Source organism: Actinophytocola gossypii (assembly GCF_025165815.1).
Classification (GTDB): Bacteria; Actinomycetota; Actinomycetes; order Mycobacteriales; family Pseudonocardiaceae; genus Actinophytocola; species Actinophytocola gossypii.
On the sequence record NZ_JAFFZE010000015.1, the window covers coordinates 439,565 to 452,283 of the forward strand.

Annotated in this window: 17 protein-coding genes; 5 read left to right on the forward strand and 12 right to left on the reverse strand. The window is 71.5% G+C overall.

Annotated elements, in window-relative coordinates:
* Positions 1–106: 106 nt before the first annotated feature.
* From rpsR to rpmB, 4 genes are read right to left on the reverse strand one after another with little or no spacing between them, the layout of a single operon-like run.
* On the reverse strand, positions 107–355 hold the full coding sequence (gene rpsR, locus JT362_RS20940; RefSeq protein ID WP_375546535.1) for a 30S ribosomal protein S18: 249 nt from the start codon (positions 353–355) through the stop codon (positions 107–109).
* Complete coding sequence (gene rpsN / locus JT362_RS20945; RefSeq protein WP_260193170.1) at positions 352–657, reverse strand: 30S ribosomal protein S14; 306 nt, start codon at positions 655–657, stop codon at positions 352–354. The genes rpsR and rpsN overlap by 4 nt, the downstream gene beginning before the upstream one ends.
* Positions 657–821 carry a 50S ribosomal protein L33 gene (rpmG, locus tag JT362_RS20950; protein WP_260193172.1) on the reverse strand — a complete coding sequence of 55 codons (165 nt, stop codon included), beginning with the start codon at positions 819–821 and terminating at the stop codon, positions 657–659. The genes rpsN and rpmG overlap by 1 nt, the downstream gene beginning before the upstream one ends.
* On the reverse strand, positions 821–1,057 hold the full coding sequence (gene rpmB / locus JT362_RS20955; RefSeq protein WP_260193174.1) for a 50S ribosomal protein L28: 237 nt from the start codon (positions 1,055–1,057) through the stop codon (positions 821–823). The genes rpmG and rpmB overlap by 1 nt, the downstream gene beginning before the upstream one ends.
* An 89-nt stretch (positions 1,058–1,146) precedes the next feature.
* Here rpmB and mrf point away from each other — a divergent pair, with 89 nt between their 5' ends.
* Positions 1,147–2,352 carry a ribosome hibernation factor-recruiting GTPase MRF gene (mrf, locus tag JT362_RS20960; RefSeq protein ID WP_260193176.1) on the forward strand — a complete coding sequence of 402 codons (1,206 nt, stop codon included), beginning with the start codon at positions 1,147–1,149 and terminating at the stop codon, positions 2,350–2,352.
* A 54-nt stretch (positions 2,353–2,406) separates the two neighbouring features.
* Here the strand turns inward: mrf and JT362_RS20965 are convergent, their stop codons facing one another.
* From JT362_RS20965 to JT362_RS20985, 5 genes are read right to left on the reverse strand one after another with little or no spacing between them, the layout of a single operon-like run.
* Complete coding sequence (locus tag JT362_RS20965) at positions 2,407–3,297, reverse strand: anchored repeat-type ABC transporter permease subunit (protein ID WP_260193179.1); 891 nt, start codon at positions 3,295–3,297, stop codon at positions 2,407–2,409.
* On the reverse strand, positions 3,297–4,040 hold the full coding sequence (locus JT362_RS20970; protein WP_260193180.1) for an anchored repeat-type ABC transporter ATP-binding subunit: 744 nt from the start codon (positions 4,038–4,040) through the stop codon (positions 3,297–3,299). Before JT362_RS20970 ends, JT362_RS20965 begins: the two co-directional genes overlap by 1 nt.
* Entirely contained in the window at positions 4,037–4,933 is an 897-nt protein-coding gene (locus JT362_RS20975) for a TIGR03773 family transporter-associated surface protein (protein ID WP_260193182.1), read from the reverse strand. Before JT362_RS20975 ends, JT362_RS20970 begins: the two co-directional genes overlap by 4 nt.
* A 14-nt stretch (positions 4,934–4,947) precedes the next feature.
* Positions 4,948–6,495 (reverse strand): anchored repeat ABC transporter, substrate-binding protein, encoded by a 1,548-nt coding sequence (locus JT362_RS20980; RefSeq protein WP_260193184.1) that lies wholly within the window; start codon positions 6,493–6,495, stop codon positions 4,948–4,950.
* Positions 6,492–6,641, reverse strand: coding sequence for a hypothetical protein (locus tag JT362_RS20985; RefSeq protein ID WP_260193185.1), 150 nt, complete (start codon positions 6,639–6,641; stop codon positions 6,492–6,494). Before JT362_RS20985 ends, JT362_RS20980 begins: the two co-directional genes overlap by 4 nt.
* A gap of 198 nt (positions 6,642–6,839) precedes the next feature.
* On the opposite strand from JT362_RS20985, the gene JT362_RS20990 reads away from it, so the two are divergent.
* From JT362_RS20990 to JT362_RS21000, 3 genes are all read left to right on the forward strand, one after another.
* The gene (locus tag JT362_RS20990) at positions 6,840–8,291 is read left to right on the forward strand and encodes a choice-of-anchor M domain-containing protein (protein ID WP_260193186.1); all 1,452 of its coding nucleotides are present in this window, start codon (positions 6,840–6,842) and stop codon (positions 8,289–8,291) included.
* A gap of 79 nt (positions 8,292–8,370) precedes the next feature.
* Entirely contained in the window at positions 8,371–9,309 is a 939-nt protein-coding gene (locus JT362_RS20995) for a WxL protein peptidoglycan domain-containing protein (protein ID WP_260193187.1), read from the forward strand.
* A gap of 71 nt (positions 9,310–9,380) precedes the next feature.
* Complete coding sequence (locus JT362_RS21000) at positions 9,381–10,271, forward strand: glycoside hydrolase family 16 protein (protein ID WP_260193188.1); 891 nt, start codon at positions 9,381–9,383, stop codon at positions 10,269–10,271.
* On the opposite strand, the gene JT362_RS21005 is transcribed toward JT362_RS21000, so the two are convergent.
* Positions 10,272–10,703: a hypothetical protein gene (locus JT362_RS21005; protein WP_260193189.1), complete on the reverse strand. Its 432-nt coding sequence runs from the start codon at positions 10,701–10,703 to the stop codon at positions 10,272–10,274.
* A gap of 3 nt (positions 10,704–10,706) precedes the next feature.
* Entirely contained in the window at positions 10,707–11,675 is a 969-nt protein-coding gene (locus JT362_RS21010; RefSeq protein WP_260193190.1) for an NAD(P)-dependent alcohol dehydrogenase, read from the reverse strand.
* Between the two features lie 86 nt (positions 11,676–11,761).
* Here JT362_RS21010 and JT362_RS21015 point away from each other — a divergent pair, with 86 nt between their 5' ends.
* The gene (locus JT362_RS21015; protein ID WP_260193191.1) at positions 11,762–11,884 is read left to right on the forward strand and encodes a multicopper oxidase domain-containing protein; all 123 of its coding nucleotides are present in this window, start codon (positions 11,762–11,764) and stop codon (positions 11,882–11,884) included.
* Here JT362_RS21015 and JT362_RS21020 read toward each other — a convergent pair.
* Complete coding sequence (locus JT362_RS21020; RefSeq protein ID WP_260193192.1) at positions 11,871–12,650, reverse strand: maleylpyruvate isomerase family mycothiol-dependent enzyme; 780 nt, start codon at positions 12,648–12,650, stop codon at positions 11,871–11,873. The two genes, JT362_RS21015 and JT362_RS21020, sit on opposite strands and share 14 nt — an antisense overlap.
* Positions 12,651–12,719: the final 69 nt, after the last annotated feature.

Genomic DNA, 12,719 nt, shown 5'->3' on the forward strand with positions numbered 1-12,719 from the left:
GACCGGCGCCGGTCCATCGTTTGCGATCAACACAGCGCGGTTCCGCACGGCGACCACGTCGACTACGTCCACGACGGACGCGACGACAACCACGGACCGCCCGTCGTCAGCTCCTGGCCCGGCCGGGGTAGGGGAGCAAGGCCATCTCGCGCGCGTTCTTGATCGCCGTCGCGACCTGCTTCTGCTGCTGGGGCGTGAGTCCGGTGACGCGCCGAGCGCGGATCTTGCCTCGGTCGGAGATGAACTTGCGCAGCAGCGCGGTGTTCTTCCAGTCCACTGTCGACACGCCTTCGCGGTGCAGCATGTTCTGCTTGCGGCGGGCCTGCCCGCCTCGTGGTTTCGGCACGGTCCTCACCAACTCGACTTGTGCACGCCGGGCAGCTCGCCGCGGTGGGCCATCTCCCGCAGCCGGATCCGGGACAGGCCGAACGCGCGGTGGTAGGCGCGCGGCCGGCCGTCGACGGCGTCGCGGTTGCGGATGCGGGTGGCGCTCGCGTCCCGGGGCTGCCGGCGCAGTTCGGCTCCGGCGGCGGCGCGCTGGGCCTCGGTGGACTTCGGGGAGCGGATGATCTCCTTGAGCTCGGCCCGCCGCTCGGCGTACCGGGCCACGACCTCCCGCCGCCGCGCGTTCTTGGCGATCTTGGACTTCTTGGCCATCAGCGCTCCTCGCGGAAATCGACGTGGCGGCGGGCGATCGGGTCGAACTTGCGCAGTACGAGCCGGTCCGGGTCGTTGCGGCGGTTCTTGCGGGTCACGTAGGTGTACCCGGTGCCGGCGGTGGACCGGAGCTTGACGATCGGGCGGATGTCGTTGCGTGCCATCAGATCCGCTCTCCCCGCGCGCGGATCTCGGCGACCACCGACTCGATACCGCGCCGGTCGATGGTCTTCATGCCCTTGGTGGACAGCCGCAGCCGGATCCACCGGTTCTCGCTCGGCAACCAGTAGCGCTTGTACTGCAGGTTCGGGTTCCAGCGGCGCGAGGTGCGCCGATGCGAGTGCGATACCTGCTTGCCGAAGGACGGTTTCCGTCCGGTCACCTGGCACACGGCCGACATGCGTACAACTCCCGGTTAATGAGATCGGTTTTCAACTACGGTAGTCTCCACGAGAGGAAACGACAACCGTTGTCGCTAAGGAGGTCGTCGTGGGTGAGCGTGTCCGTCTCGTCGTGGTCGCGGGGCTGGCCAGGGACGCGACCGGTGCGGTCTGCGACCAGCTGCTGCACGCCGCTCCCGGTGTCGAGGTCGTGCACCACGACCTGCGGGGACTCCGCGATGGTGTGGTGCACAGGCGAACGCGCACCACCACGGACGAGTCGGCGAAAACCCTCGAACTGGCCCACGGGTGCGTGTCCTGCACCCTGCGCGAGGACGTGCTCCCGCTGCTCGCCCGGCTGGCCCGGCGTGCCGGAACCCGGCGGATCGTGCTGCACCTGGACCCGGCGGTGGAGCCGGAGCCGGTCTGCGCCGAACTCGCCACCCTCGCCGACCTCGTGCGGGTGGAGGCGGTGCTGGCGGTCGTCGACGAAGGCACCTGGCTCGCCGACGCGACCAGCGAGCTGTGCATGGACGAGCTGGCGCACCGAGGCCTGGACGTGCTCCCCGACGACGACCGCGGCCTCGCCCAGGTGGCCGTCAACCAGGTCGCGTTCGCCGACGCGGTCGTGCTCACCGGCCGGGCCGAGGACCGGTGGACGGCCGCGCGGACGGCCGCGGTGCTCGACCGCCTCGTGCCCGCCGCTCCCCGCGCCCGGCCGGACACCGGCCACGCCGTGCTCGCCCTGCTCGCCGACCTCCCACCGACCGCGCTCCGCGGCCGCGTCGAGGGCGCGCACGCCCCGCTGCTGCGCGGCGCTCCGCCGCTCGAGCCCGACTGCGGTGTCGTCCTCACGCTGTTCACCGACCGGCGGCCGTTCCACCCACGACGGCTGTACGAGGCGATCGACGTCCTGCTCGACGGCGTCGTGCACACCAGGGGCCGTGCGTGGGTGGCGAGCCAGCCGGACGTGGCGCTGTGGCTGGAGTCGGCGGGCGGCGGGCTGCGGGTCGGCCACGCCGGCACCTGGCTCGCCACCGCCGGCGACGAGACCTGGGAACAGGCCGGCGCCGAACGGCGAACCAAGGCGGCGCTCGACTGGCACCCACGCTTCGGCGACCGCACGCAGGAACTGGTGATCCTCTCCCACGACGCGTCCCCGGCCGCGATCAGCGCGGCGCTGCGGGACGCCCTGCTCACCGACGAGGAACTGGCCGCGGGCGAGGCCACCTGGCGCACGTTCTCCGACCCGTTCGACGACTGGCGCGCCGACGCCGGCACACCTGTCACCGACAGTAGGAAGGACACCGCGTGAAACGGGTGCCGCGAAGGCGGCCCGCCGAGGCCTGATCCAAGCAGGAGGACCAGCTCACACCGCGCCGTCGGCCGGGGCCGTGGGCCACACCCGGCCCCGGCGCAGGCGGCGGGCGAGCAGCCCGTGCCGGGGAGCGAGCAGCCAGGCGGCGAGGAACGCGGCGGTGAGGACGAGCACGACCGTGCCACCCGTTGGGAAGTCCCACGACCACGACACGTACAGCCCCACCAGCGCCGACAGCCCACCGATCGCGGGAGCGAGCAGCATCATCACGCCCAGTCGGTCGGTGAGCAGCCGCGCGGTCGCGGCGGGCGTGACGAGCAGCGCCAGCACCAGGATGTTCCCGATCGTCTGCACCGAGATCACCACCGCGAGCGTGACCAGCACGTAGAGCACGATGTCCAACCAGAACACCCGCAGCCCCATCGCCCTGGCCATCTCGCGATCGAGGGTGATCGCGACGAACTCCTTGTGCAGCAGGAACACCACGCCGAGCACGAGCACACCGGCACCGCCGGCGACGTACAGATCCTCGTCCGGGATGCCGGTGATGGACCCGAACAGGAACTGCTGCAACGAACCCGCGTACCCGGGCGCCCGCGAGATGATCACGATGCCGAGGGCGAACGCGGCGACGAAGAACACGCCGATGACCGAGTCCTCCCGCAGACGCCGGTTCTGCGAGAACACCGCCACCAGGACCGCGGTGACGACCCCGGCGACGGTGCCGCCGAGGATCAGGTTGCCGGACAGGACGAACGCCACCGCCAGGCCGGGGAACACGGCGTGCGCGACGGCGTCGCCGATGAACGCCATGCCGCGCAGCACGACGTGACAGCCGACCACCCCGCACACGATCGACGACATGACGGCGACCAGCAACGCCTTCGGCAGGAACGCGAGGTCGGGGTTGAACAGGTCGGTGAGGAACTCGATCGGGGACATCAGCTCGCCTTGAGGATCTTCAGCAGTGGGTTGTTCTCGCCGACGCCGAACGTGTCCATCCACAGCCGCTCGTCGCGGAGCTGATCCGGCGTGCCCGCCGCGATCACGGAGCGGTTGAGCAGCGCCAGCCGGTCGCAGGTGTACAGCGCGCCGGGCAGGTCGTGCGTGGTCATCAGCACCGCGTGGGCCTCCCTGGCCAGGGTGCGCAACAGGTCGGACAGCAGCTCCTGGGTGGGCATGTCCAGGCCGGTGAACGGTTCGTCGAGCAGCAGCACGGACGGCCGCAGTGCCAGTGCCCTGGCGAGGAGTACCCGCTGCCGCTGGCCACCGGACAGCTCGCCGACCGGGCGGGCACGCAGCTCGGTCATCCGCACCCGCTCCAGCGCCTCGCCGACGGCCCGCCAGTCGGCGACCCCCGGCCTGCGGAACGGACCGAGCAGCCCGGTCCGCCCGGTCATCACCACGTTCTCCACCGAGATCGGGAAGTCCCAGGCGAACTCGTGGCGCTGCGGCACGTACCCGAGCCCGGTCGAGCCCCGCCGCACCACCCGGTCGTCGACCACCACCTCACCCGCCCGGGGACGCAGCAGGCCCATCAGGGTCCGCAGCAGCGTGGTCTTCCCGGCCCCGTTCGGCCCGACCAGTCCGACCAGCTCACCCTTGTCCACGGTGAGGTCCACGTCGGTCAGCACCGTCCGGCCGCCGAGGTCCACCGACAGCCCGTTCACGCCCAGCGCGCTCATTCCGCGCCGCCGGTCCGCGCCCGGCGCTTCGCCGCCCGGCCGCGTACGACGACGATGACGGCCCCGACCACCAGGGCCAGCGCGACCGCGCCGATCCCGAGCGCGACGACCGGCGTCCCGGAATCGGAGTCGCCGGCGTCCTCGACCACCGCGGCCTCCGCCGGGGCCGACGTGGCGGCCGGCGGCTCGGCGGCGAACGCGGCTTCCGTGTCGGTGGCGTCGCCGATCGCGAACCGGATCGTCGCCGGGTCGCCGACCGTGCGTCCGTCGACCAGGTCGGCCGCGACCTCGACCTGGACCAGGTACACCCCGGGCTCGGTGAACACCCAGTTCGCGTGCGTGTGGGTGTTCACCTCCACCCAGATGTCCTGCCGCTCGGCCCGCCCGGAGTCCCACAGCACGTCCGCGGCCCCGAAGTTGCCCGCCTGCAGGTACACGAACAACTCGCCCGGGCCGTCGACGCCGGTGAGCGTCAGGGTGACGCCGCCGTCGATGGTGTCCAGCACCTCGGGGTCCTGGGTGTTCCAGCCGACCCAGGCCACGTCCGGGTTCTGCACCTGCGGCACGACGTACACCGGCGTCCCCGGCTCGCCGATGAACGAGTACGCGGGATCCTCCGGCACCGGTAGCACCGCCTGGTCGGACACCTCGAACACCGTCCGGTCGAGCGAGCGCCAGACCGACGGGTCGGCCGAGTCGTCGTGCACCATCAGCGTCCAGTCGCCGTCGACGTACCGGGGACCGAGGTCGACGTGCCCCCGCGAGAGCACGGCCCGCTCGGTGGCGACCGGCTGGTCGGCGTCGATCGTCTGGTCGGGTGGTTGCGCGTGTGCCGCGGCCGGCGCCAGCAGTGACACCGCCAGCAGAGCAGCCGTGGGCAGGGCACGTCTCATCGTCTGTTTTCCTTTCACCCCAGGCATTCGAGCAGCGAGTCGGCGTTGAACCGCATCAGCCGCACGTAGCTGGTGACCTGGTCGTCGAACGTGTCGCCGTAGATCGGGCAGATCCGGACCCCCTGCTCCTCGGCGACCTCGGTGAGCGTGGCGGACCGGGCGGCGAGGTTCGGTTCGAGGAACACCGCCGGCACCCGCAGGTTGCGGATCGTGTCGGAGAGCTTGCGCCGGTCCGCGAGCGAGGGTTCGGCGGCCGGGTTGGGGGTGACGAACCCGGCTACCGTGAGGTCGTAGGCCTTGGCGAGGTAGGCGAACGCGTCGTGCGTGGTGACGAGGTAGCGCCGCGACTCCGGGATCCGCGCGAGGCGGTCACGCACGTACCGGTCGAGCGCGTCCAGCTTGGCCAGGTACGCGGTGGTGTTGCGGCGGTACTCCCGCGCGCCACGCGGATCCCGGTCGACCAGCGTGTCCCGGATGACCTCCACATAGGACATCGCGTTGCGGACGTCGTGCCACAGGTGCGGGTCGATCTCGCCGTGCACGTGCTTGCCGAGCACCGCCTGCGCCAGCTGGTACACCCGGTCGCCGGGTCGCCCGAGGAACCCGAACTCCGGCCCGGCCGGGACCTCGCTCAGCGCCTTGTTCGGCACCTCGACCACCGCGCTGTCCGCCGGCACGACCTCCTGGCTGAACTCCCCGCCGCCCTCCGGGTCGTACAGCGCGTACAGCTCCTCCCGGTCCAGGTCGACGGTGAGGTCGGCGTGCCCTCGGTTCACCACGGTCGGATCGTCCACACCGGACTCCTCCGGCGGCACCCCGACCACGACGGTGAACGTCGACCCACCCAGCGACACCGGCTTCGACCGCTGGTCCACCCGCAGCCGGGCCGACAGGGTCAGCTCGTACACGCCCGGTTCGGTGAACGCCCACGACATGTGCGTGTGCGCGTCCGCGGGCAGGGTCGCCGTGTCCGCGCGGTACCCGTCGCCGGCGTCGAACCCGTCGGACGAGTCGAAGTAGACCTCGGTGTCGCCGAACGACCCGGTGAGGTACCCGAACACGTCGCCCGGTCCGCGCGCCGCGGTCATGCTCAACAGCACGTCCGACGACCGGTTCGCGCCGAACCGTTCGCCGTCGCCGCGAGCACGCAGGCCCAGCCAGATCGTGTCCAGCGACACGTCCTCGACCAGCGGAATGATCTCCGCGGCGTACTTCACCGCCTCCTCGGCCAGCGACACGTTCGCCGCGTCCTCGTCCAGGTTGGCGTCCAGCGTCTTGATGATGTTGTGCTGCTCCAGCATCACGTAGTTGCTGAACGCGACGTCCGCGTACACCACGTTCCGCACGTCCCGCAGGCTCGGCTCGTAGGCGTGCGGATCGGCGCCGTCCGGCACCAGCGAGGTGACGTGCACCCGGTCACCCCCCACCCGCTGCACCAGGTCCCGCAACAGACCGGTCGTGGTCACCACCTGCAGCCGCTCGTCCCGGTCGCTCAGCGCGGGCGGCGCCGCGCACCCTGACACGGCGACCAGCGCAGCGACCAGGCACGCACCACGTCTCACGACTCCGCCACGGTCACTGTGACCGGCGCCGACGGGCCGTAGGCGACGTCGCCGTTCGGCGAGACCAGTGTCGAGACCGCGGTCGCGAGGACCGTGAGGACCGGTAATGCCGCCAACCGGCGACGGGACGGGGCAGCTGTGGCCATCAACGCGTTCCTTAACCGCTAGCGATAACGATTGTCATTGTGCAGAGTACGGAAGGCGTGTCCGCCTGCCAAGACTGGCCACCGCGCTATTGATAACGATAGTCATTTAAAGTTACGGTGGCGCGGCGCCGGTGGCCCCGGCGTTCGGAGCCCGCGCAGGTCGATCTTGGAGAGGAACGGATGTTACGAATCGAACGGGTGAGACCATGGCTGGTCACCGCGGTGACGGTCGGGCTGCTCACCGTCGGCACGGCCACCGCCGCCGCCGCGGAGGACCAGCTGGTCCTCGACCACGGCCACATCGACGCCTTCGCGGTGAGCTGGGACGGCAGCGCGCTGGACCTCCAGCTGCGCGAGGACGTCACCGGTGACCACGTCCCGCACGCGCCGGAGGACGTGCTGTTGCAAGTCAGGTCCGAGTCGGCGCTCGAACTGCCCGACCCGGTGCCGCCGTCGTTGGAGTTCCTCGGGCAGCCGGGGGACACCGTCTACTACCTGCCGCAGACCCAGGACCCGAACCTGATCTGGCCCGGCTGGAGCACCGAGGGGATCCCGGGGGGCGTTTTCACCAATCCACTGCGGATCCAGGTGACCGACGTGACCGGGCCCGGCGACGTGTTCCTGTGGCAGACCGGGTCGTTCGGCGAGTCGATCTCGGTGCTGGGCGGCGGTTTCCAGTTGCCGGGGACGCTCTCCCCGAACGTCGGCGTGCACGCGCACGCCAACTGGGCGTTCAGCGAGCAGGGCACCTACTCGTTCACCGTCCAGGCGAGCGGTGACCTGGCCGGCGGCGGCACGGCGACCTCCACCGCCCGGACCTACGCGTTCCAGGTCGGCGAGGCGGCCGAGCCGGCTCCCGCGACGACGTTGAGCGTGACCGGGTTGGCGGATCACTACCACTCCGGTGACGTCGCCACGCTGACCGCCGTGCAGGACCCGGTGACGGAACTGGACCACTACCACTGGTTCACCCGGGCGCCCGGGTCGGACGAGTGGGTGATCGTGCCCGACGTCGGCGGTGACGAGTACAGCTTCACCGCGACCGCGCGGCACAACGGGTTGGCGATCATCGCCCGGCTGTACGACCACGACCACAACGTGGTGGCCGAGTCCGAGCCGGTGACCGTGGTCGTCGACGACCACGGCGAGCCGGAACCACCGGAACCGGCCACCCAGGACATCGAGGTGACGCTGCCAGCGGACACCGGCGCGCTCGTGGTCGCCGTCGACCCGGCCGACCGGCGGGTCACGATGAGCGACCTGGAGCTCAGCGCGACCGGCGACCGGTTGGTGTCCACAGGGGACCTCCGGACGGTGACGGTGACCGACACCCGTTCCACCGCGCCGGGTTGGGTGGTCTCGGCGCAGGTCGGCGACTTCGCCGGCGAGGCGGAGACACTGCGCGGCGGCAGCCTCGGCTGGACCCCGGTCGTCGCCGAGCAGCCGGCCGGAGCCGGTGTCACCGCGGGACAGGCCGTCGCGTCCGGCTTCACCGGCGGTGACGGTATCGCGGCGGCCAGCACCCTGGCCTCGGCCGCACCGGGCAGTGGCATCGGCACCAGCCGCCTCGGCGCGGGGCTCGTCATCGAGGCGCCGACCTCGCTGACGCCCGGCACCTACACCGGAACGATCACGTTCACGGTGATCTGAGTCGGTCCACAGTGGACGGGGTGCCGGGCGTCCGGCACCCCGTCCGCGTTCGTCCCGCATCCGTCGAAACGGAGGCCACGTGCCCACCCTCCTGCGAGCCGCGACGCTCGCCGTCCTGACCGTCGTCCTCGTCTCGGGCCTCCCCGCCACCGCCGCTCCGCTGACCTGGGGTGTGGTCCCGTCGGGCGGTCGCGGCGCGTTCACCTACGCGCTCGACCCCGGCAGCGAGGTCGCCGACGCGGTCGGCATCGTCAACTACACGGGAGCCCCGCTGACCCTGCGCGTGTACGCGAGCGACGCCGTGCACGGCACCGACGGCGGTTTCGACCTCCTGCCAGCGTCCGGTCAGTCCACCGACGTCGGTGCCTGGGCGAAGCTGAACGCGGAGCGGGTGACCGTCCCGCCCCGGTCCAGAGTGGACGTCCCGTTCCGCGTCGTGGTGCCGCACAACGCCACTCCCGGCGACCACGCGGGCGGGATCGTCGCGAGCCTGCACACCGAAGGCGACGACGGCACCGTCTCGGTCGACCGGCGGGTCGGAGCGCGGATCTACCTGCGGGTCACCGGAACCCTGAACCCCTCGCTCACCGTCACCGACCTAGGGGCGTCGTTCGACGGCTCTCCGCTCGGGTCGCCGGGGGAGGTGCGGGTCGGCTACGTCGTCCGCAACACCGGGAACCTCCGCCTCGTCGGACGACCGTCGGTCACCGTGCGCGGCCCGTTCGGCCTGGGGGAGCGGCGGCTGTCCGGTGAACGCCTACCCGAGCTGAAACCCGGCGACACGCTCCGGGTGTCCACAGTGGTGCCCGCGGTGTGGCAACTCGGCAGGCTGACCGTCGAGGTCGCCGTCACCCCGGAAGCCTCCGGGGACCAGCGGCTCCAGCCCCGACCCGCCGCGGACTCCGCGTCGACCCGCCTGTGGGCAGTGCCCTGGATCCCGCTCGCCGTGCTCGTCCTGGCCGTGGCCGGCCTCGTGTGGTGGTGGCGCCGCGGGCGGGCCGGACGCGGGTCGGCTTGACGCGCCGGATTGGTCTATGCCAATTTGGGTTATCGCATCCCGGTACGCACCCCGCACGTACAGGAGGAGCAATGCCCAGCCGAACCCTGGCCGTCGCCACCGTCGCCACCGTCGCCGCCGTCGCCGCCGCGCTCACCGCGTCCCTCCAGCCGGCGGACGCCGCCACCGCGGGCGAGGTGCTGTTCGACGACTTCGCCTACACCTCGTCGAGCGATCCTCGGCTCGCGCAGCGCGGCTGGACCGTGCGCTCCGGCGGTGGTGGCCCTGGCGTGCCGGGTGCGGTCTGGGACCCGTCGCTGGTCACCTTCCCGACCGTGGACGGCGACCAGGTGCTGCGACTCGAGTCGTCGAACGACGGGACGAGCGCACGACAGACCGAGCTGTACCACCAGCGCAAGTTCCACGAGGGCACCTACGGCGCCCGGGTCCACTTCACCGACGTTCCGGTCCGCGGTATCGACGGCGACCACGTGGTGCAGACGTTCTTCACCATCACGCCGCTGGACGCCCCGATGGACCCGGACTACGGCGAACTGGACTTCGAGTACCTGCCCAACGGCGGCTGGGGCGTGCCGACGAACGTCCTGTTCACCACGACGTGGGAGACCTACCAGAACGAGCCCTGGGTGGCGGACAACATCCACACCGAACAACGCGCCGGCTTCGCCGGCTGGCACGACCTGGTGATCCAGGTGGCGTCCGGACGCGTGAAGTACTATGTGGACGGTGTGCTGTTCGCCGACCACGGCGACCGGTACTACCCGGAGACGCCGATGTCGATCAACTTCAACCTGTGGTTCATCGCCGGCGGTCTGGTCGGCCAGCCCGGTGACCGCGCCTACCAGGAACACGTCGACTGGGTCTACTTCGCCGAGAGCGAGGTGGTGAGCCCGGCCGAGGTCACCACCAGGGTGAACGACTACCGCACGTCCGGTGTGTCCCATGTGGACACGGTACGGTGATCACGGCGTTCTCACCCGAATGGTTCGCACCGCGCCCGGCCACCCGAAGTACCACTGGTGCCCCGGTGGCGGCGCCGGGTACTCGCCGCGGCCCGTGGCGAGGATCTCCCTGCCCAACGTGACGACCGGCGCGGTGGACAGGACCTCGTCGCCGCGCCAGATGACCGGCTCGCCGTCGAGCACGATCCATTCGGCGGCCTCCGCCGCCGTGATCCGCCCGCGCTCGTCGAGCCGGTCGGTCGACCGCTCGACCAGGGCGAGGAACTCCGCCTCGTGCCCGGCTGACCACTCGTCCAGCGCGAGCCACTCGCCGTGGTCCGCCACCGGTGTCTCGTCGGTGACGGCGATCATCTCGGCCAACAGGAGGGACTTGGCGACGTCGTGGATCCAGAAGTCCATCCCGCGGAAGGTCGCCGACGCGGTCTTGCTCACGGCTCAGCCGTCGCCGGCGATGTCGACGACGACCTTGCCGCGCGTCTGTCCGGAGCCGAGGCGCGCGAACGCCGCCGGGGCCTCGTCCAGCGGCACCACCGAGTCCACCACGGGCGCGACGGCACCCTCCGTCACGAGCGCGGTGACCTGCTCCAACGTCGCCCGTGACTGCGGCACGACGAGCACCCCGACCCGCCGCCTGCCGAACAGCCGGAGCACCGGCCCGGCGGCGAGCGTCGCGAGCAGCACCCGGGTGTGTCCGCCGATCAGCCGGTACGCCCCGCCCGGCGCCAGCGCCGCGTTGACCCGGAACGGCGACCGGTATCCCACCAGGTCGACGACCAGGTCGTACCGGCCGCGGTGCGTGGTCCATTCCTCCGCCTCGTACGCGACCGTCTCGTCCGCGCCGAGCGCGCGCAGGAACTCCGCCTTCGAACCGTGGTCCACGGCGGTCACGTGCGCCCCACGGTGCTTGGCCAGCCCGACGACGAAGCCGCCGCCCGAGCCGCCTGCCCCGTTGACCAGCACCCGATCCCCGGCGCCGACCCCGTCGACCGCACGCAGGCCGATGCACCCCGCCTGCGGGATCGCCGCCGCCTCGACCGCCGACAGGCCGGCCGGCCGCCGCGCCAGCAGGTCCGGTGGTGTCGCGACGAGCTCCGCGAGCCCGCCCCGGTAGCCGCGCAACTCGCCGAACACCTCGTCGCCCGGCGCGAACTCGGTCACCTCGGCACCGACGGTGACCACGACGCCCGCGACGTCGGACCCCGGCACGGGATCGCGCGGCCGGCGGAGCCCGTTCGTAGAGCGGGCGTAGAACGGCGTTCCGGCCAGGTTCTCGCGATCGGAGCCGTTGAGGGATGTCGCCAGGACCCGGAGCAGCACGTCGCCCTGGCCGGGAACCGGGTCGGGAACCTCGGCGACCCGCAGCCGGTCGGTTCCCCCGTAGCCGGACTGGACGATCGCTCGCATGCGGGCCTCCTGCGTCGCACCGACGACGCACATGCTAGCGATCGCAGCTACGTATTTCCGAGCCGCCGGAGCCGTACCGGCCGGCGATGCGGTTCGGCGACCACACCGACCCGAACACGCCCTACATGTACCACTGCCACATGCTCCAGCACGAGGACGACGGGATGATGGGCCAGCTCGTCGTCCTATGGCGGATCAGTCGTCGGTGACCCAGTCCATGTGTTCGATCCAGTGGTCGAGCAGTGCCCGGTCCCCCTGTAGTTCCAGCGTGGACGCGGCGGCCAGCGGCCGGCGCCTGCTGATCACCAGCAGTAGTTCGGCGCCCGCGCCCCGCAGCGCGACGTCCGCCTTGGTGTGCGCGTGTTCCAGGACGACCCGGTCCGGTTCCCGGCGTACCACCCACTCCCCGGGAGCGTCGGTCGTGTGGAAGTGCAGCGTCTGGCCGTCGCCGCGCATCGCGTCGGCGAAGGCCGGTCGGTTCTCCCAGTAGCCGCGGGAGGTCATCGTGTCCAGCCAGTCCTCGATGGCGGCGACGGCCACCTCCGGCGCCAGGTCATAACGGGTGCCGACCGCCGCGGCCGCGTCCGCGCTGTGCACACAGGCCTCGCCCAACAGCCGGCGTGACCAGAACGGCACACCCGCGTCGGCGCCGGACGGATCCCACACCGGCGTGTCGTCGGCGACCGAGTCGAACGCCCGCTTCGCCTCGGCCGCGCCGTCGGTCAACCAGGTACGCCACTCGGCCGAATCGGTCGGCCCCGGAACATAACCGGCGAACGCCTCGCTCGGCTCCGTCATCCGCCCACCCACCAGCATGGCGACCATCCGCTGGGTCGCACCGACGTGGTCGACCAGGTCAGCCAGTGTCCACTTCGGACATGTCGGCACCGGGGCGGTCGCGTCCCCACCGTGTACCCAGTCGGCGAACGTCCTCGTCCGTTCGACAACGGCGTCCAAGTACGCGGACGTGTCCATCGCGGTACCTCCCAATGCTCGGTCCGGTGCCCGCTGAAGATACCCGTCCTACTTCTAGGGTTGCCGCCA

Bases quoted from the DNA above. Each gene is read 5' to 3' on its own strand.
- JT362_RS21020 (WP_260193192.1), bottom strand. From the start codon at position 12,650: ATGGACACGTCCGCGTACTTGGACGCCGTTGTCGAACGGACGAGGACG.
- JT362_RS20965 (WP_260193179.1), bottom strand. From the start codon at position 3,297: ATGTCCCCGATCGAGTTCCTCACCGACCTGTTCAACCCCGACCTCGCG.
- rpsN (WP_260193170.1), bottom strand. From the start codon at position 657: ATGGCCAAGAAGTCCAAGATCGCCAAGAACGCGCGGCGGCGGGAGGTC.
- JT362_RS21010 (WP_260193190.1), bottom strand. From the start codon at position 11,675: ATGCGAGCGATCGTCCAGTCCGGCTACGGGGGAACCGACCGGCTGCGG.
- JT362_RS20975 (WP_260193182.1), bottom strand. From the start codon at position 4,933: ATGAGACGTGCCCTGCCCACGGCTGCTCTGCTGGCGGTGTCACTGCTG.
- rpmG (WP_260193172.1), bottom strand. From the start codon at position 821: ATGGCACGCAACGACATCCGCCCGATCGTCAAGCTCCGGTCCACCGCC.
- JT362_RS20985 (WP_260193185.1), bottom strand. From the start codon at position 6,641: ATGGCCACAGCTGCCCCGTCCCGTCGCCGGTTGGCGGCATTACCGGTC.
- JT362_RS21000 (WP_260193188.1), top strand. From the start codon at position 9,381: ATGCCCAGCCGAACCCTGGCCGTCGCCACCGTCGCCACCGTCGCCGCC.
- JT362_RS20970 (WP_260193180.1), bottom strand. From the start codon at position 4,040: ATGAGCGCGCTGGGCGTGAACGGGCTGTCGGTGGACCTCGGCGGCCGG.
- JT362_RS21015 (WP_260193191.1), top strand. From the start codon at position 11,762: ATGCGGTTCGGCGACCACACCGACCCGAACACGCCCTACATGTACCAC.
- rpmB (WP_260193174.1), bottom strand. From the start codon at position 1,057: ATGTCGGCCGTGTGCCAGGTGACCGGACGGAAACCGTCCTTCGGCAAG.